At 64.5% G+C, this 17,968-nt stretch carries 15 protein-coding genes; all 15 read right to left on the bottom strand.

What is annotated here, in order from left to right; all coding sequences use genetic code 11:
- Positions 1-33: 33 nt before the first annotated feature.
- Positions 34-291, bottom strand: coding sequence for a preprotein translocase subunit SecG (secG, locus tag CXR02_RS07710; protein ID WP_058932520.1), 258 nt, complete (start codon positions 289-291; stop codon positions 34-36).
- A 51-nt stretch (positions 292-342) separates the two neighbouring features.
- On the bottom strand, positions 343-1,158 hold the full coding sequence (gene tpiA, locus CXR02_RS07705) for a triose-phosphate isomerase (RefSeq protein ID WP_104061428.1): 816 nt from the start codon (positions 1,156-1,158) through the stop codon (positions 343-345).
- An 87-nt stretch (positions 1,159-1,245) separates the two neighbouring features.
- Positions 1,246-2,472: a phosphoglycerate kinase gene (gene pgk, locus CXR02_RS07700; RefSeq protein WP_104061427.1), complete on the bottom strand. Its 1,227-nt coding sequence runs from the start codon at positions 2,470-2,472 to the stop codon at positions 1,246-1,248.
- A gap of 10 nt (positions 2,473-2,482) precedes the next feature.
- A complete protein-coding gene (gap, locus tag CXR02_RS07695) occupies positions 2,483-3,493 on the bottom strand; it encodes a type I glyceraldehyde-3-phosphate dehydrogenase (protein ID WP_058932523.1) in 1,011 nt (336 codons plus the stop codon).
- A gap of 264 nt (positions 3,494-3,757) precedes the next feature.
- A complete protein-coding gene (locus CXR02_RS07690) occupies positions 3,758-4,384 on the bottom strand; it encodes a superoxide dismutase (protein ID WP_104061426.1) in 627 nt (208 codons plus the stop codon).
- Between the two features lie 111 nt (positions 4,385-4,495).
- Positions 4,496-5,476 (bottom strand): DNA-binding protein WhiA, encoded by a 981-nt coding sequence (gene whiA, locus CXR02_RS07685; RefSeq protein WP_056339766.1) that lies wholly within the window; start codon positions 5,474-5,476, stop codon positions 4,496-4,498.
- A gap of 9 nt (positions 5,477-5,485) precedes the next feature.
- On the bottom strand, positions 5,486-6,505 hold the full coding sequence (gene yvcK / locus CXR02_RS07680) for a uridine diphosphate-N-acetylglucosamine-binding protein YvcK (protein WP_104061425.1): 1,020 nt from the start codon (positions 6,503-6,505) through the stop codon (positions 5,486-5,488).
- A complete protein-coding gene (gene rapZ, locus CXR02_RS07675) occupies positions 6,505-7,428 on the bottom strand; it encodes an RNase adapter RapZ (protein WP_058932525.1) in 924 nt (307 codons plus the stop codon). The genes yvcK and rapZ overlap by 1 nt, the downstream gene beginning before the upstream one ends.
- Before the next feature lie 72 nt (positions 7,429-7,500).
- Positions 7,501-9,507, bottom strand: a complete 2,007-nt coding sequence (gene uvrC / locus CXR02_RS07670) for an excinuclease ABC subunit UvrC (RefSeq protein WP_104061424.1) — start codon at positions 9,505-9,507, stop codon at positions 7,501-7,503.
- A 12-nt stretch (positions 9,508-9,519) separates the two neighbouring features.
- Positions 9,520-10,188 (bottom strand): 1-acyl-sn-glycerol-3-phosphate acyltransferase, encoded by a 669-nt coding sequence (locus CXR02_RS07665; protein ID WP_104061423.1) that lies wholly within the window; start codon positions 10,186-10,188, stop codon positions 9,520-9,522.
- The gene (locus CXR02_RS07660) at positions 10,175-10,888 is read right to left on the bottom strand and encodes an HAD hydrolase-like protein (RefSeq protein ID WP_104061422.1); all 714 of its coding nucleotides are present in this window, start codon (positions 10,886-10,888) and stop codon (positions 10,175-10,177) included. The genes CXR02_RS07665 and CXR02_RS07660 overlap by 14 nt, the downstream gene beginning before the upstream one ends.
- A 78-nt stretch (positions 10,889-10,966) precedes the next feature.
- Positions 10,967-13,894 (bottom strand): excinuclease ABC subunit UvrA, encoded by a 2,928-nt coding sequence (gene uvrA, locus CXR02_RS07655; protein WP_104061421.1) that lies wholly within the window; start codon positions 13,892-13,894, stop codon positions 10,967-10,969.
- A gap of 48 nt (positions 13,895-13,942) precedes the next feature.
- Positions 13,943-14,323, bottom strand: coding sequence for a GntR family transcriptional regulator (locus CXR02_RS07650; protein WP_056339746.1), 381 nt, complete (start codon positions 14,321-14,323; stop codon positions 13,943-13,945).
- A complete protein-coding gene (locus tag CXR02_RS07645) occupies positions 14,320-16,131 on the bottom strand; it encodes an ABC transporter ATP-binding protein (RefSeq protein WP_258060864.1) in 1,812 nt (603 codons plus the stop codon). The genes CXR02_RS07650 and CXR02_RS07645 overlap by 4 nt, the downstream gene beginning before the upstream one ends.
- The gene (locus CXR02_RS07640) at positions 16,128-17,873 is read right to left on the bottom strand and encodes an ABC transporter ATP-binding protein (protein ID WP_104061420.1); all 1,746 of its coding nucleotides are present in this window, start codon (positions 17,871-17,873) and stop codon (positions 16,128-16,130) included. Before CXR02_RS07640 ends, CXR02_RS07645 begins: the two co-directional genes overlap by 4 nt.
- Positions 17,874-17,968 lie beyond the last annotated feature (95 nt).

The raw sequence follows: 17,968 nt of genomic DNA, 5'->3' as shown, positions 1-17,968 counted from the left end.
GCGGCAGTGCCGGGCGACGATCAGTTGCAGGAGCTATGAGTCCCCTGCGCCGCTGAAGCGCATGACCAGGCCAAGGGCGATGATCACGACGCCCCAGGTAACGCCCAGAATGACCGTGAACCTGTTCAGGTTCCGCTCGGCCACGCCGGAGGAGCTGAGGCCGGAACTCATACCGCCGCCGAACATGTCCGACAGCCCGCCACCCCGGCCCTTGTGGAGGAGGATAAGCAGGGTCAGCAGAAGGCTGGTGATGCCCAGGAGAATCTGCAGAATGACATGAAGAACGTCCACGACGGCCTTTCAGAAGATTGGAATTGCGGGAGTCTGGAGTTTAGTGACGGACTAGTCCGTCACCAGGTGACTCTCGAACCTGACAATATTAGCAAACTCCGCGGGATCGAGGCTTGCCCCGCCGACCAACACGCCGTCGACGTCGCGTTCCTTCAGGATCGCGGCGACATTATTGGCCTTGACCGAGCCGCCGTAGAGCAGACGGATCTTCGCCGCAACGTCATCGCCGAAGAGCGTGGCCAGTTCAGCGCGGATGGCGGCGCACATTTCCTGGGCGTCCTCCGGCCCGGCTACTTCACCGGTGCCGATGGCCCAAACGGGCTCGTAGGCCACCACAAGCTCTGCCGCCTGCTCGGCCGTCAAACCGGCGACGTTCGCCCGGAGCTGTGTCAGCGTGTGCTCGACATGCGTGCCGGCCTGGCGGATTTCCAGGCCTTCCCCCACGCAAAGGACCGGAGTGACACTGTGCTTGAACGCTGCCTTGACCTTGGCGTTGAGCACTTCGTCGGATTCCTGGTGGATGGTGCGGCGTTCACTGTGCCCCACCAGGACGTAGCGGCAGCCCAGCTTGTTCAGGAACTGGCCGGACGTGTCGCCGGTGTAGGCGCCCGAGTCGAACTGGGAGAGGTCCTGGCCGCCGTAGGCTATGTCCAGTTCATCTCCCTGGACGAGGGTCTGTACGCCGCGGAGGTCGGTGAATGGCGGGAAGACGGCCACCTCAACCCGGGTGTAGTCGTGCTTGGCGTCGGACAGGGTCCAGGCCAGTTTTTGCAGGAGGGTGATGCCCTGGACATGGTCCATGTTCATCTTCCAGTTGCCTGCAATGAGAGGCGTGCGGTCAAAAGCGCCGTTCGTTGACGTAGTCACGTGTTCTCCAAAAGTACTTGATATGTGTGCGGCCGGCAGGGTGCCCGCGGGCACCCTGCCGGCCGGAGGACTTGGCAGTCCAGGTTCCTAACGGTCCAGGACGCTGAGTCCCGGGAGTTCCTTGCCTTCGAGATACTCCAGGCTGGCGCCGCCGCCGGTGGAAATGTGACCGAACTGGTCGTCAGCGAAGCCGAGCGTCCGCACGGCGGCAGCGGAGTCGCCGCCGCCGACCACGGTGAACGCGTCGACCTCGGTGAGGGCCTGGGCCACGGCGCGGGTTCCGCCGGAGAATGCTTCGAATTCAAAGACGCCCATGGGCCCGTTCCAGAACACCGTTTTGGCGCCCTTGATGCGGTCCGCAAAAGCGGCTGCAGAGTCCGGTCCAATGTCCAGGCCGATGCCCTGGGCACCGAAGCTGCTGCCTTCGATGCCGTCCGCGGGGACAGTCTCGTAGTCAGCGTCGGACGCGAACTTACCGGCCACCACAACGTCGGTGGGCACAATGAATTCGGTGCCGGCTCCGGCAGCGCGTTTCAGGTAGTCCTGGACAACCGGGATCTGGTCTTCTTCCAGGAGGCTGCCGGCCACGCTGTGGCCCTCTGCTGCCAGGAACGTGAAGAGCATGCCGCCGCCCACCAGGATGGTGTCGGCCTTGCCGATGAGGTTGTCGATGACCGCCAGCTTGTCGGAGACCTTGGAGCCGCCGAGCACCACCACGTAGGGCCGCTGCGTGTCAGCTGTCAGCTTCCGCAGGACCTCCACCTCGGTGTGCACAAGATCGCCCTGGTAGGACGGGAGCCGGGTGGCGACGTCGTAGACACTGGCGTGCTTGCGGTGCACGGCACCAAAGGCGTCGTCAACGTAGGCGCCGTTGGCCCCGGTCAGGGCCACCAGTTCATCCGCGAAGGCGCCGCGTTCGGCGTCGTCCTTGCTGGTCTCCCGGGCGTCGAAGCGCACGTTCTCCAGGACGAGGACCTCGCCGTCCTGAAGGGAGGCGGCGAGTTCCTTAGCGGAGCTGCCCACGGTGTCCTGCGCGAGCGAGACCTTGAAGGCGGCAAGGTCGGCGAGCCGCGCTACGGCAGGCCGGAGGGAGTACTTTTCCTCCGGAGCGCCCTTGGGGCGTCCGAGGTGGGCTGTTACCAGCACGCGGGCACCGGCGTCCGTGAGCTTTCCCAGTACTGGCAGAGAGGCCTTGATGCGGCCGTCGTCAGTCACTGTAGAGCCGTCGAGCGGCACATTCAGGTCACTTCTGACAAGAATGTACCGCCCGCGGACACCTTCAGCGATCAGTTCGTTGAGGGTGTGGAATGTCATGTGTCTAACCCTAGCCCAGCTTGGCTGCGACGAGCTCCGTGAGGTCCACGAGGCGGTTGGAATAGCCCCATTCGTTGTCATACCAGGAAACAACCTTGACCTGGTTGCCGATGACCTTGGTCAGGCCGGAGTCGAAGATCGACGACGCCGGGTCCCCGACGATGTCCGAGGACACGATCGGTGCGTCCGTGTAGGTCAGGATGCCCTGGAATTCGTCGGACTCCGAAGCCTTCTTCAGCGCCGCGTTGACTTCCTCGACGGTGGTCTCGCGGGAGACCGTGACGGTGAGGTCGGTGGCCGAGCCGGTGGGGACGGGCACGCGGATGGCGAAGCCGTCCAGCTTGCCCTTGAGCTCGGGCAGGACCAGGCCGATCGCCTTGGCCGCACCCGTGGAGGTGGGAACCATGTTGATGGCGGCGGCACGGGCACGGCGGAGGTCGTTGTGCGGGCCGTCCTGCAGGTTCTGGTCAGCCGTGTAGGCGTGGATGGTGGTCATCAGGCCACGCTCGATGCCGAAGGTGTCGTTGAGGACCTTGGCCAGCGGGCCCAGGCAGTTGGTGGTGCAGGACGCGTTGGAAATGATGTTGTGCGCCGCGTTGTCGTACAGGCCCTCGTTGACGCCCATCACGATAGTGATGTCCTCGTCGGAGGCAGGTGCGGAGATCAGGACCTTCTTGGCGCCTGCGTCAATGTGCTTCTGCGCGGCAGCGGCCTTGGTGAAGAAGCCGGTGGACTCGATGACGATGTCAACGCCCAGCTCGCCCCAGGGCAGGTTGGCGGGATCGCGTTCGGCGAGAACCTTGATGACGTTGCCGTCGACGACGATGTTGCCGTCCTTGACCTCAACGGTTTCCTTCAGGCGGCCGCCGACAGAGTCGTACTTAAGCAGGTGGGCCAGTGCCTCAGGGCTGGTGAGGTCGTTGACGGCAACGATCTCCAGGTCCGCGCCCTGTGCGAGGGCTGCGCGGAAGTAGTTGCGGCCGATGCGGCCGAAGCCGTTGATACCAATACGGGTCGTCACTTGTTCAGTCTCCTTGGTGCTTGATTAAGCACAAACTAGTTGAGCGGGCATTGAAGCCAACTAACAGATCCCGCACGCCATTGGGCAGAGATGATTAACAGATCGGAGGGCGACCAGCCACATTGCTGAAGGCAGACCGCCTTCCGTGATCCATCTTACGTTTAAGTAGGTCCGCCCCCGCAAGTGCGGGGGCGGACCTTCCACATTCCGGCCGAAATCACGCCGAAATGTGAAGTTTGTTACACGCTCATGTACTGCGGGTCACTACGGCAGGGTGATGAGGCCCGTGGCGTTCGTGCGTGCAGCATCGAAGCGCTTGGCGACATCGGCCCAGTTGACAATGTTCCAGAAGGCCTTGACGTAGTCAGCCTTGACGTTGACGTAGTCCAGGTAGAAGGCGTGCTCCCACATGTCCAGCATCAGCAGCGGCGTGGTGCCGAGAGCCACGTTGCCCTGCTGGTCGTAGAGCTGCTCGATGACCAGGTTGCCACCGATCGGCTCGTAGGCCAGGAAGCCCCAGCCCGATCCCTGCAGGCCAAGGGCAGCCGCGGAGAACTGTGCGCGGAAGGCGTCGAAGGAACCGAAGGCGTCATCGATGGCAGCCGCCAGCTCGCCCTCAGGCTTGTCGCCACCGTCCGGTGACAGGTTGTTCCAGAACACCGTGTGGTTGATGTGGCCGCCGGTGTGGAACGCGAGGTCCTTCGAAAGGCGGTTGATGTTGGCGAAATCGCGCTTGTCGCGCGCCTCTGCCAGCTGGGCAAGGGCGTTGTTGGCACCTGCAACGTAGGCAGCGTGGTGCTTGCTGTGGTGCAGCTCCATGATGCGCGCCGAAATGTGCGGCTCAAGCGCCGCGTAGTCGTAGCTGAGTTCTGGCAGTACGTACTCGGTCACAAAATCCTCCAATGTCGTGGACGGTCTGTCCGGGTTGTAACTCTCGGATTGTGCATCCGGATGACTGGCATCCGGAAGATCAGGGTGAACGCTCTGATTCTAGGGGCGCCGCTACTCGTCCAGCATCTCAGGCGTCACATTGGCATCAGTGCCAGGGATCCCCAAATCGATGGCCCGCTTATCCGCCATAGCCAGGAGCCGGCGGATGCGGCCGGCGATGGCGTCTTTGGTCATTACCGGATCTGCCAGGCGCCCCAGCTCGTCCAGGCTCGCCTGTTTGTGGGCCACCCGGAGTTCGCCGGCGTATTTGAGGTGGTCCGGGACGTCGTCGCCCAGGATCTCCAGTGCCCGGTCCACCCTGGCTCCGGCGGCCACGGCCGCCTGGGCGGAGCGCCGCAGGTTGGCGTCGTCAAAGTTGGCCAGCCGGTTGGCCGTGGCCCTGACTTCCTTGCGCATCCTGCGTTCTTCCCAGACCATCAGGGCATCGTGGGCGCCCATGCGGATGAGCAGGGCGGCGATGGTGTCGCCATCGCGGATCACCACACGGTCCACTCCCCTGACTTCGCGGGCTTTGGCCTGGATGCCAAGACGGCGGGCGGCACCAACGAGGGCAAGCGCCGACTCGGGACCCGGGCAGGTGACCTCAAGCGATGACGAACGGCCCGGTTCCGTGAGGGACCCGTGGGCCAGGAAAGCACCACGCCACACGGCCTCGGCGTCGGCGGCCGAGCCGTTGACGACGGCCGAGGGAAGCCCCCGCACCGGCCGCCCGCGGCCGTCCAGGAGGCCTGTCTGCCGGGCCAGGGACTCGCCGTCGCGGACTACCCGCACCACGTACCGGCTGCCGCGGCGCAGTCCGCCGCCGGAGACGACGATGATCTCGCTCTGGTGGCCGTAAACCTCGGCGATGGCCGCCCGGAGCCTGCGCGCCGTCGATGCGAGGTCAACCTCGGCTTCGATCACGATCCTGCCCGAGATGATGTGCAGGCCGCCGGCGAAGCGCAGCATGGCCGAGACCTCTGCCTTGCGGACTGAAGATTTCTTGATGTCCAGACGGGACAGTTCTTCCTTGACCGATGATGTCAGTGCCATGGCACCTTCCTAACTGTTCCCGAAAATGTCGTGGTACGCCGCTGCCAGACGCAGGGGGTCATGGACGGGTCGGCGGCCCGACGCCCCCACTTTACCCAAGACAACCTCGGCGCCGATCATCCCGGCGGCTTTCTCGAACTCCTGCCGGTCCGGCACCGACGCGGGATCCGCCAGGACGACGTCGACGCTGAAGTCCGGCGCATACCGGCGCAGTGCGTATAGGTGGTCCGCCGCCGACATGCCGGTGGTTTCCTTGGTGTCCGTGGCCAGGTTCATGGTGAGGCAACGTTTTGCGGCAGTGGCACTCAGGGCTTCACGCATTTCCGGGAGCAGCAGGTGCGGCAGCACGGACGTGTACCAGGACCCCGGCCCCAGGATTACCCAGTCAGCCAGTTCGATGGCTGTCAGGGCGTCAACGCAGGCCGGCGCCTGTTCGGGCAGGAGCCGGACGTGCTCGAGCGAGCCGGCAACGGCGCACCGCGCCTGCCCGCGGACTGTCTGGAGCGCGAACGTGCCGTCAGGCGCAGTGACGCGGATGTCACCTTCAATGGTCAGCGGAACAGTGGACATGGGCAGGACCTGGCCACGGGCACCGAGCAGGGCGCCGGCCCACTTCAGGCCGGCCACGGTGTCGCCCAGCAGCTCCCAAAGGGTGACGATGAGCAGGTTGCCCATCGCATGCTCGTCCAGCGATCCGCCGCTGCCCTGGCCGGGCCGGAAGCGGTGCTGCATCACGTCGCGCCAGGTGCGTCCCCAGTCCGTGTCATCGCACAAGGCGGAGAGCGCCATGCGCAGGTCTCCGGGCGGGAGGACGCCGTACTCGTCGCGTAGACGCCCTGAAGACCCGCCGTCGTCCGCCACCGTAACAATGGCGGTCAGCTCGGAGGTGAGCAGCCGCAGCGCCGAGAGCGAAGCGGACAGTCCGTGCCCGCCGCCGAGCGCCACGACGTTGGGGCCTTTGTCCTGCTGGCCGGCTGCCGTTCCGCTGGAAACCGGTACGAGCGGGAGGGGCCCGGTGAGCATCCCCATTACTCGCGGCCCAGATCCCGATGCGTGGTGGTCACGGTCACGCGCGGATACTGTGCCAGTTTCTTGGAAAGCTCGACGGCGACGGCCACGGACCGGTGCTTGCCGCCGGTACAGCCGACGGCGATGGTGGCGTAGTGCTTGTTTTCGCGCCGGTAGCCGTCCAGGACGGGCTCGAGCGCCAGGACATAGCGGTCCACGAAGTTCTTTACACCTTCCGCCTCGAGGACATAATCGCTGACGTCCTTGTCCAGGCCCGTATGCGGGCGCAGCTGCGGGACCCAGTGCGGATTCGGGATGAACCGGACGTCAGCAACGTAGTTGGAATCCACCGGCAGGCCGTACTTGAAGCCAAAGCTCATGACGTTGAGCCGCAGTGCCACCGGGCCGGTTTCGCTAAAGAGTTCCGTGATGGCGGTAGCCAGGGCGTGGACGTTGTAGGTCGAGGTATCCAGTACGACGTCGGAGCTGTCGCGCAGTTCCTTGAGCACCTCCCGTTCGGCTGCAATGCCGTCGAGGATGCGGCCGCCTTCCTGGAGCGGATGGGGCCTGCGGCCCTGCTCGAACCGGCGGACCAGGACGTCGTCTTTGGCGTCGAGGAAAAGGACGCGGAACTTGACACCACTGGCTGCGAGGGCCCCCAGGGCCGCACGGACGTCGACAAAGAGGCCTTTGCTGCGGACATCCATCACCACGGCCAGCCGCGGAATGGACTGCGGAGCGTGGGAGACAATCTCGGCCAGGGTGCCGAGCATCTGCGGCGGCAGGTTTTCCACGACATACCAGCCATGGTCCTCAAGTGCGTCCGCGGCGGTACTGCGTCCCGCCCCTGACATACCGGTGACCACCAGCAGTTCCGCTTCGAGGGGCTTGACCGGCGTCAGCCCGTCCTGCTCCGTCCCGGATTCCGCCGTAGAGTCTGCCATTCGTTCCGCCCCGTTTCTGTCCAGATGAAGGCAGGCGCCCGCAATGGCGGAAACCTGCGTTCCTTACCCTACCTAGGTTTCAATGATTTCGCCGGTGGCCATATTCACGGCCCGAAGCGCATCGCCGGCCGTGTCATCGCCGCTGAAGTGGGCCACGATGGCGTTGGCAAGGGATGGTCCAATGCCCTTGGCCGCCGTGAGCTCAGCCGCGGTGGCGGCTTTCACGCCTTTGACGGATCCGAAATGGGTGAGCAGGGCCTTGCGTTTGGACTCGCCAAGGCCCGGCACTCCGTCCAGCGCCGAGACGGTCATGGCCTTGCCGCGCTTCTGCCGGTGGAAGGTGATGGCGAAGCGGTGGGCTTCGTCACGGATCCGCTGCAGCAGATAGAGTCCCTGGGACGTCCTGGGCAGGATCACGGGGAAGTCGCTGTCCGGCAGCCAGACTTCCTCAAGGCGTTTGGCCAGGCCCACCACGTAGACATCCTCAATGCCAAGGTCCGCCAAGGCCCGGGCTGCGGCGTTCACCTGGGGCTTGCCGCCGTCGACCACCACCAGGTTGGGCGGGTACGCGAATTTTGCCCGCGGGGCGGCCGTAGTGGTGTCCAGGACCGCGGCATCGGCGGCTGCTTCCAAGGCGGCCTGGTGCCCTGGCAGGGCGGAGGCCTCGACTTGCGCCGACTTGTCCTGCAGGTAATGCCGGAAGCGCCGGGTCAGGACGTCGTGCATGGCGGCCGTGTCGTCTGCGGCGGCGGGCCCGGTGACGGAGAATTTCCGGTATTCGGACTTCTTGGGCAGCCCGTCCTCGACCACCACCATGGACGCCACGACGTTGGTGCCCTGGACGTGGGAGACGTCGAAGCATTCGATCCGCAGGAGCGCCACGGGCAGGTCCAGGGCTTCCTGCAGCTCCTGCAGTGCCTGGGAGCGCACGGTGAGGTCCCCGGCGCGGCGGGTCTTATGGAGTTTGAGCGCGTGCTCGGCGTTTTCACGGACGGTGGACATGAGCGCGGCCTTGTCGCCGCGCTGCGGCACCCTGACATCCACCTTCGCTCCGCGCAGGCCGCCGAGCCATTCCGTAAGTTCCGCGGCGTTGCTGGGTTCGACGGGCACCAGGACTTCGCGGGGAAGCCTGCCATGGCTGTCGCCGTCGTCGCCGTAGACCTGCTGCAGCAGGTGTTCCACGAGATCCGGGGTGGTGGCGTCCTCCACTTTTTCCACCACCCAGCCGCGCTGGCCGCGGATCCGGCCGCCCCTGACGTGGAACACCTGGACGGCAGCCTCCAACTCGTCCTCGTGCAGCGCGAAGACATCGGCGTCGGTATCGTCGGCGAGCACCACGGCGTTGCGCTCAAAGACCTTCCGAAGAGCGGCGATGTCATCACGGAGCCTCGCCGCACGCTCGTAGTCGAGGGTGCCGACGGCGTCGGCCATCTCCTTTTCGAGCTTGGTGATGAAGCGTTTGGCCTCGCCGCCCATAAACGCGCAGAAGTCCTCCGCCAGGGCCCGGTGTTCCTCGGGAGTCACCCGGCCAACGCAGGGGGCCGAGCATTTATCGATGTAGCCCAGCAGGCACGGCCGGCCGCTCGCCTGGGCCCGTTTGAGGACCCCGGCGCTGCAGCTGCGGACGGGGAAAACCCGCAGCAAAGTGTCCATGGTTTCCCGGATCGCGCCGGCCGTGTACGGGCCAAAGTACCGTGTGCCTTTGCGGCGGTCCCCCCGCATGACCTGGACCCTGGGGAGCTTCTCGCTCATGGTGAGGGCCAGGTACGGATAGGTTTTGTCGTCGCGGAAGACCACGTTGAAGCGTGGCTTGTATTCCTTGATCCAGGTGTATTCAAGCTGCAGCGACTCCAGCTCGCTGCCCACCACTGTCCACTCGACACTGCTGGCCGTGTGAACCATTGCGTGGGTTTTGGGCAGCAGGCCCGCCGGATTCGCGAAGTAGGAGTTCAGGCGGGAGCGAAGGCTTTTGGCTTTGCCGACGTAGATGACCCGGCCGTGGGGATCGCGGAACCGGTACACCCCGGGGTTGGTGGGAATTTCACCCGTCTGGGGCCTGTAACTTGCTGGATCTGCCACTACTTCATTCTACTAATCCGTGCTTTTACTTTGGTTGTAGCTGGTGGAGCGTTCCTGGCCGCTGAGTTCGGCGATCGCATCCATGATGCGGTCCGTTACCTGCCGCCGGGCCGGCAGCGAATGATCCGGGCCGGTTTTGTCGAAATACAGGGGCTCCCCCACCTTCATGGTGAAATGATGCGGCTTGAAGCCCTTCTCACCGGCCGGCTGCAGGTTCTCCGTCCCGATCAGTCCGACCGGGATCACGGGAGCTCCGGTTGCCAGTGCAAGCCAGCCCACGCCGGTGCGGCCGCGGTAGAGGATGCCGTCCCGTGAGCGCGTGCCCTCGGGGTAGATGCCGATGCCTTTGCCCGCTTCGAGGATGTCCAGGAGGGTTTTGAGCGCCTGGACGCTTGCTGCCTGCTCGCCGCGCTCCACCGGGATGGAACCCACGGACTCAAAAAAGGACTTCATCACTCTGCCCTTGACGCCACCCGTGGTGAAGTACTCGGCTTTGGCGAAGAAGGCCACGGGCCGCGGCATCAGTGCCTGGACAATGACGCTGTCAAAGAAGGAAAGATGGTTCGGGGCCACAATGAATGGCCCCTCTTTCGGGACGTTTTCCAGGCCGACGACGGTGGGCCGGCAGGTGCCCGCGACGAGCCCGCGAAATGTCCAGCGGACCGCCTCAAACAGCGCCATCGTTGCGCACCTCACTCATCGCGGCAGCGTGGATTGCTTCGAGGCGCCCGATGGCGGCGACCATGCCCGCGGTGGTGTCCACCACGGTGACGGCCCCGGCTTCCTCGAGTTCGCCGTCGTGAGCGAAACCCCAGCCCACACCGATGCAGTCAAGCCCGTTCGCGATGGCGCCCGCCACATCCTGGGCGCGGTCACCCACCATAACGGCGTGCTGGGTGGAGAGGTCAGCCAGGGCCGCGGCGATGATTTCTGCCTTCCCCACCGGACCATCCGTTGAGGATTCGTTGTCTGCCGAACCCCTGATGGACTGGAACAGGTTGGCGATGCCGTGGTGCCGCAGCACGATCTGGGCCAGCCCTTCGGGCTTCTGCGTGGCGACGGCCACTGGCCTGCCTTCGGCCGCGAAGGTCTCCAGCGCTTCCCTGATTCCGGGGTACAGCCGGCTCTGGGCTATCCCCGTGGCCAAGTAGTACTGCCGGTACGTCCGGATGACCTCGTCGAGCATCTCGGCCGGAACCTTGCAGACACTCTGGAGCGCATCGCTGAGTTTGGGGCCGATCATCGAGTTCAGGACGTCCTGGCCAGGAACCGGCAGACCTGCGGCGGCAAGGGCTGCTGCGATTCCGCCGGATATTCCGCCGGCCGGATCGACAAGAGTGCCGTCCAGGTCAAAGATCACGGGCACTGTTGTTTGAGTCACCGGCTTAGTTTCTCACGACACCGAGCATGCCTGAAACTCGCATGCCCGACACGGCATACGTCATGGGAGGCCAACCGCCTAGCCGAGTATTTCCGCGAGGAAGGATGCCGTGTGGCCCTTGGTGGATTTCGATACCTGCTCGGGCGTGCCGGTGGCCACGATCTGGCCGCCGCCCGAACCGCCGTCCGGGCCAAGATCCACGATCCAGTCGGCGCTCTTGATGACGTCCAGGTTGTGTTCGATGGTGATCACCGTATTGCCCTTGTCCACCAGACTTTGAAGGACCATCAGGAGCTTGCGGATGTCCTCGAAGTGCAGGCCCGTGGTGGGCTCGTCGAGAACATACACACTGCGTCCGTTGGAGCGCTTCTGCAGTTCCGCGGCGAGCTTGACACGCTGGGCTTCGCCGCCGGAGAGGGTGGTTGCCGGCTGTCCCAGCCGTACGTAGCCGAGGCCCACGTCCACGAGGGTGTTCAGGTGCCGGGCGATCGGGGAGAAGGCAGCGAAGAACTCCGCACCTTCTTCGATGGGCATGTTGAGCACATCCGCGATGGTCTTGCCCTTGTAGTGGACTTCGAGGGTTTCGCGGTTGTACCGTGCGCCGTGGCACACCTCGCAGGGCACGTAGACGTCCGGCAGGAAGTTCATTTCGATCTTCAGCGTGCCGTCACCTGCGCAGGCTTCGCAGCGCCCGCCCTTGACGTTGAAGGAGAACCGTCCTGGCAGGTAGCCACGGACCTTGGCCTCGGTGGTCTCGGCGAAGAGCTTGCGGATGTTGTCAAAGACGCCGGTGTACGTGGCCGGGTTGGAGCGTGGGGTCCGCCCGATAGGGCTCTGGTCCACGTGCACCACCTTGTCCAGGTGCTCCAGGCCCATGATGCTCTTGTGGCGTCCGGCCACCTGTTTGGCGCCGTTGAGCTTGTTGGCCAGCACCTTGTAGAGGATCTCGTTGACCAGGGTGGATTTGCCGGAGCCGCTGACGCCGGTCACGGCGGTGAACAGGCCCAGGGGGAAGACCGCATCAACGTTGACCAGGTTGTTTTCACGCGCACCGACGACCTTCAGCTCACGCTTTTTGTCGTATTTGCGCCGCTTCTTGGGGATGTCGATCTTCTTGCGGCCGGACAGGTAATCGCCGGTCAGTGAGTTGGTGTTGGCCAGGAGATCCTGGTACGAACCCGAGTGCACCACCTGGCCGCCGTGCTCGCCTGCGCCGGGCCCGATGTCCACGATCCAGTCCGCCACCTGGATAGTGTCCTCATCGTGCTCGACAACGATGAGGGTGTTTCCCATGTCCCGGAGCCGGGTCAGGGTCTCAATAAGCCGGCGGTTGTCGCGCTGGTGGAGGCCGATGGAGGGCTCATCCAGGACGTAAAGGACGCCCACGAGGCCGGAACCGATCTGGGTGGCGAGCCGGATTCGCTGCGCTTCGCCGCCGGACAGGGTGGCGGAGGGGCGCTCGAGATTCAGGTATTCCAGCCCGACGTCAAGCAGGAAGGTCAGCCGAGCCTGTATTTCCTTGAGCACCTGGTGGGCGATCTGGGCCTCGCGGCCGGTGAGGACCAGGTTGTTCAGGAAGTCCGCGCACACGCGCATGGGCATGGCGGCGACGTCGGCGATGGACTTGCCGTTGATCAGGACGGACAGCGAGGCGGGGTTGAGCCGGGCGCCGTTGCACGCGGGGCAGGCGATCTGCCGCATGTACTCTTCGTAGCGGTCGCGCGCCCACTCGGAGTCCGTCTCACCGTGCTTGCGGTGGACGTACTGGATTGCACCTTCGAAGCCGGTGCTGTACTTACGTTCCCGTCCGAAGCGGTTCTTGTACTGCACAACCACCTTGTGGTCCTTGCCGTGCAGGACGGTCTGGCGGACGTCGGTGCCCAGCTTCTCCCAGGGTGTGTCCATGGAGAAGCCAAGCTCCTTGGACAGCCCTTCGAGCAGGCGGTTCCAATACTCGGTTGTTGCGGTGCCAAGTGACCATGGCGCGATGGCGCCCTCGGCCAACGACAGCTCAGGATTCGGAATGATCAGTTCTTCGTCAACCTCGAGCCGTGTACCGATGCCGCTGCACGCGGAACAGGCGCCGAATGGGTTGTTGAAGGAGAAGGACCGCGGCTCGATTTCATCGATGGCCAGGGGATGCTCGTTAGGGCAGGCGAGGTTCTCGGAAAATGCCCGCAGCCGTCCCGGCGCGTCTGCTTCCAGATCGACGAACTCGGCCAGCACCCGGCCTTCGGCCAGGCCAAGCGCCGTTTCAACGGAGTCCGTGAGGCGCTGGCTGATGCCTTCTTTAACCACCAGGCGGTCCACCACCACCTCAATGGTGTGCTTGAACTGCTTGCCGAGTTTGGGCGGCTCGCTCAACTGGATCAGCTCACCGTCCACCCGGGCACGCGAATAGCCCTTGGCGGTCAGCTCCTTGAAAAGGTCCACGAACTCGCCCTTGCGCCCCCGCACCACCGGCGCCAGCACCTGGAATCGCGTGCCTTCGTCAAGCTCAAGCAGCTGGTCCACGATCTGCTGCGGAGTCTGCCGGGCCACAACCTCGCCACAGACCGGGCAATGCGGCCGTCCCACGCGTGCCCACAGCAATCGCATGTAGTCATAAATTTCGGTGATGGTGCCAACCGTGGACCGGGGGTTCTTGCTGGTGGACTTCTGGTCAATCGATACCGCCGGCGAGAGCCCCTCGATGAAATCGACGTCCGGCTTGTCCACCTGGCCGAGGAACTGACGGGCATAGGCCGACAGGGATTCAACGTAGCGCCGCTGGCCCTCGGCGAAGATTGTGTCGAACGCCAGCGACGACTTCCCGGAACCGGACAGCCCGGTGAAAACGATCATGGCATCTCGGGGCAGATCCAGGTCCACGTTGCGCAGGTTATGCTCGCGCGCCCCCTTGACCACAAGGCGGGAGAGGTCTGGCCGGGCAGGCGTGGCTGGGGCCTGGGGAACGGCGACGGGGACGGATTCGACTGCTGTTTCTTCAGCTACGGCTTTAGGCACCCACTAATGCTAATCGAAAACTTCTTCGAATATCCATGCGGGGTCCGGCTAGTCGGCGTCGTAGGCTGCAGCCAGCAGCTGGACTGCTTCCGCAAAGGTGGCACCTTGGGCCTTGGCCACTGATGCATAGGAGTTGGCGGCCAGGGAGAGCGCATCCGCCCGCTCATCACGCGCGCACACCACGGTGCCGTTCCTGCCCTTCGTGGCCACGACACCGGCTGCCTCCAGCTCCTTGTACGCCCTGGCCACCGTGTGGGGCGCGACGTCCAGCAGCCCTGCCAGGGTCCGCACCGCCGGCAGCTTGGTTCCCGGCGGAAGGGCCCCGCTGTCCGCGAGGCGGATCACATGCAGGCGCAGCTGTTCAAAGAGTGCCACCGTGCTGGACTGGTTGGGCTTCCAGGTTCCGGGGAACGGACCAGCTGTTGTCATCGTCCGGCCTCCAACGTGCCGGCGCGGCCCGGGCGTCCGGCGAACTGGGCGTTGTAGAGCCGTGCATAGCGGCCGTTGGCTGCCAGGAGGCTTCGATGGGTTCCCTGCTCTGCAATGCGTCCGTGGTCCATGACCAGAATTAGATCAGCGTCCCGGACCGTGGACAAACGGTGGGCGATCACAAAACTTGTTTTTCCACGGCGCAACCTCTGCATGGCCTGGCGGATCAGGACCTCGGTCCGGGAATCCACCGAACTGGTGGCCTCATCCAGGACCAGCACGGTGCGGTCCGCCAACTGCGCCCGGGCGATGGAGATCAGCTGGCGCTGGCCCTGGCTGAGCGGCTCTCCCCCGTTGCCCAGCATCGTCTCGTAGCCGGCCGGCAGCGACCTGATGAGGTGGTCCACGTGGCTCGCCTCGGCTGCCGCAGTGATCTCCGCGGCTGTGGCTCCCGGCCGGCCGTATTCGATGTTCTCCCGGATGGTGCCGGAAAACAGCCAGGCATCCTGCAGCACAACCCCGAATCCCTTCCGCAGGACGTCCCGCGGAATGTCGGCAATGTTAGTACCCCCGATGGTGATCCTGCCGGCGTCGACCTCATAGAACCGCATGAGCAGGTTGACAACGGTGGTCTTGCCGGCGCCCGTGTGCCCGACAATCGCGACCGTCCGGCCCGGTTCCACCGTGAACGACAGCCCACGGACCACAGGGTCAGCCCTGGTATAGCCGAAGGTGACATCACTGAACACAATCCGCCCTTCCTGCCCGGGTTTGTGACCGTCACTTTCGGGCTCTGCAGGTATCTCCGCGGCGTCGAGCAGGTCGAACACGCGGCGCGCCGAAGCCACGCAGGACTGGATGACGTTGAGCATGCCGCCGATCTGGCCCACAGGCTGGGTGAAAAGCCGGCTGAACTGGATGAACGCCTGGATCCCGCCGATGGTCATGGCCCCCATGGTGACCTGGAGCGCCCCCACCACCGCCACCGCGATGTAGTTGATATTGGCGATAAGGACCATCAACGGCTGGACAATGCCGGATGAATACTGGGCCCGTGCGGATGCCCGGGCCAGGCGGTCGTTGCTTGCCTTGAAGACTGCCGCTGCCTGGTCCTGGTACCCGAAGGCCTTAATAACCTCGTGCCCGGTGACAAACTCCTCCACGTGCGCGTTCAACTCACCCGTTTCGGTCCACTGGCGGGCAAAATGCGCTTGGGACTTCCGGGCCACCATAACGGTGATGAGGGTGGACAAGGGCACCGAAACAAGCGCGATCAGGGCCAGGAGCGGCGAGATCCACAGCATCATGGCCAAGGCACCGCACAGCATCAGGACAGACATGATCAGCTGCGTGAGGACCTGGCTGAGCGCTTGCGAAATATTGTCGATGTCATTGGTGACGCGGCTCAGGACATCACCCCTGGACTGCTCTTGGAAGTACGTGGAAGGAAGCCGGTGCAGCTTGTCTTGAACCGATGCCCGGAGGCGGTACATCAGGCCGTGAACCGCGCTGGCCGTCAGCGCTCCCTGGATCCAGTTGAACAGCGAAGCGCCGATGTACATCGCGGCAACGGCGGCCAGCAGGAGTCCCAGGCGCTGCCCGTCGAGCGCTCCGCTGTAGACACCATCCACCACCACATCGGTGGCATCACCGAGGTACTGCGGCGCCGCGACGTTGAGGGCAACAAAAGCGCAGGTGGCCGCAACTGCACCCAGCATCCGCCCCCTGGACGGGCGCAGCAACGCGAGGACCCGGCGCGCTGTGGGCCAGAACCCTTCGGACGCCCCGGCGCCGGGCGAAACTGTCATGGCACATCGTCCAGCGCCAGTTGGGACTCGGCGATTTCCCGGTAGGTGGCAGATGTCTCAAGCAGCTGCAGGTGGGTCCCCTGTGCAACCAGCCGGCCGTCGTCGAGCACCAGGATCTGGCCGGCTCCGGCAACGGTGGAGATCCGTTCCGCCACGACAATGACCACTGCACTGCCAAGGGCAACCTCCAGGGCATCCCGGACCCGGGCCTCGGTGGCGAAGTCCAGGGCGGAAAAGCTGTCGTCAAAGAGATAGACGGAGACTCGCCGCAGGAGGGCCCGCGATATGCAGAGGCGCTGCCGCTGGCCGCCGGAGAGATTCGTTCCGCCTTGCCCGACCTCCGTATCCATCCCCAGGGGCAGCGCACGAACGAAGCTGGCGGCCTGGGCTGTCTCCATGGCTTCCCACAGCTGGCCGTCGGTTGCCTCCGGAGCTGCTACGCGCAGGTTGTCGGCGATAGTTCCGGAGAAAAGGTGCGACTTTTGCGGCACCACCGCCATGGTCCGGCGTAGGACGTCCAGGGGCATCGAGCAGATATTCCGGCCGCCGATGCTGATGGTTCCGGCCGTGGCGTCCAGGAACCGTGGCACCAGGCTCAGGAGTGTCGACTTGCCGCTCCCTGTTGAGCCGACGATGGCGACAGTGGTTCCTGGCCGGGCTGTGAAGCTGATGTCTTCCAGTACCGGATTCTCGGCGCCGGGGTAGGAGAAGCTGACATTCCTGAAAGTGACGCTGCCGCCCTCAAGGGAGCTCCCATGGCGGGTCTCCTGGGGCGCCTTTTGGTCCTGGACTGACGGTTTCGCCTCGAGCACGGCACCCAGCCGTTCCGCGCAGGCAGCGGCCCGCGGAGCCGTCATCAACACGTACATGGCCATCATGATTGCCAGGAGAATCTGCAGGATGTAGGCGATAAAGGCCGTGAGGGCACCAATCTTCATCCCGCCGTCGTAAACCCGGTGACCACCGAACCACACCACGGCCACCGACGACAGATTGACCACAATCATGATCAGCGGCAGCATGCCGGCCACGAGCAGCGACGACTGAAGATTGTTTCCCGTGAGGCTGCTGTTGGTCTTCGCAAACCGGCGTGTTTCGTGTCCCTGCCTGACGAAGGCACGGATCACATTCGCGCCGATGATCTGCTCACGCATGAGCTCCCCCGTTCGGTCCAGCAGCTCCTGCCCCTGTCGGTACAGGGGAACGAGGCGCCGGACGATGAGATACATGATGAGCAGAAGTATTGGCATGATGACCATCACGACGCTTGAAAGCACCATGTCCTGCTGCCACGCCAGTATCACGCCCCCGGCCGCCATCACCGGGGCCGCCACAAGCATGGTGAAGACCAGGACGGCGAACGACTGGATCTGCTGGGTGTCGTTGGTGGCCCTGGTAACGAGGCTTTGCGTGCCGAAGGCTGCCATTTCCTGCGTAGAAAGCGACTGGATCCTGGTGAAGACCTCGCCGCGCAGCTGGTGCCCGAGCTTCATGGCAACCACTGCCCCGAAGTAGCCCGCCGCGATGGCCGCCGAAGCCTGGACCGCAGCTATCAGAACCATGACAGTGCCCAGGCGGAAGATTTCCGGCGTGTTCCCCGCAACGATGCCGTCGTCGATGATGGCGGCGTTGATGGTGGGCAGCAGCAGGTTGCCTGTGGTCTGGACAAGCTGGAGAGCAACGATCGCGGTTACGGCGCCCTTGTGGCCAGCCAGCAGCCGGGTCATCAAGCCGAAAAGCATCGCACCTCCAGGACGGATTTGGGAGGCCGATGAGGGCCAGGCCATTTGCCATCCCCAGAAGCCGCTGTCGTCATTGTAACCAGCATCACATTTTC

The sequence above is a fragment of the Arthrobacter sp. 4R501 genome, from assembly GCF_002929755.1.
GTDB lineage: Bacteria > Actinomycetota > Actinomycetes > Actinomycetales > Micrococcaceae > Arthrobacter.
The sequence above is the reverse complement of the archived record's forward strand: the minus strand, read 5'-3'. Positions and strand labels throughout refer to the sequence as shown.

Bases quoted from the DNA above. Each gene is read 5' to 3' on its own strand.
- CXR02_RS07650 (WP_056339746.1), bottom strand. From the start codon at position 14,323: ATGACAACAGCTGGTCCGTTCCCCGGAACCTGGAAGCCCAACCAGTCC.
- CXR02_RS07665 (WP_104061423.1), bottom strand. From the start codon at position 10,188: ATGGCGCTGTTTGAGGCGGTCCGCTGGACATTTCGCGGGCTCGTCGCG.
- CXR02_RS07640 (WP_104061420.1), bottom strand. From the start codon at position 17,873: ATGCTTTTCGGCTTGATGACCCGGCTGCTGGCTGGCCACAAGGGCGCC.
- CXR02_RS07645 (WP_258060864.1), bottom strand. From the start codon at position 16,131: ATGACAGTTTCGCCCGGCGCCGGGGCGTCCGAAGGGTTCTGGCCCACA.
- yvcK (WP_104061425.1), bottom strand. From the start codon at position 6,505: ATGGGGATGCTCACCGGGCCCCTCCCGCTCGTACCGGTTTCCAGCGGA.
- pgk (WP_104061427.1), bottom strand. From the start codon at position 2,472: ATGACATTCCACACCCTCAACGAACTGATCGCTGAAGGTGTCCGCGGG.
- whiA (WP_056339766.1), bottom strand. From the start codon at position 5,476: ATGGCACTGACATCATCGGTCAAGGAAGAACTGTCCCGTCTGGACATC.
- rapZ (WP_058932525.1), bottom strand. From the start codon at position 7,428: ATGGCAGACTCTACGGCGGAATCCGGGACGGAGCAGGACGGGCTGACG.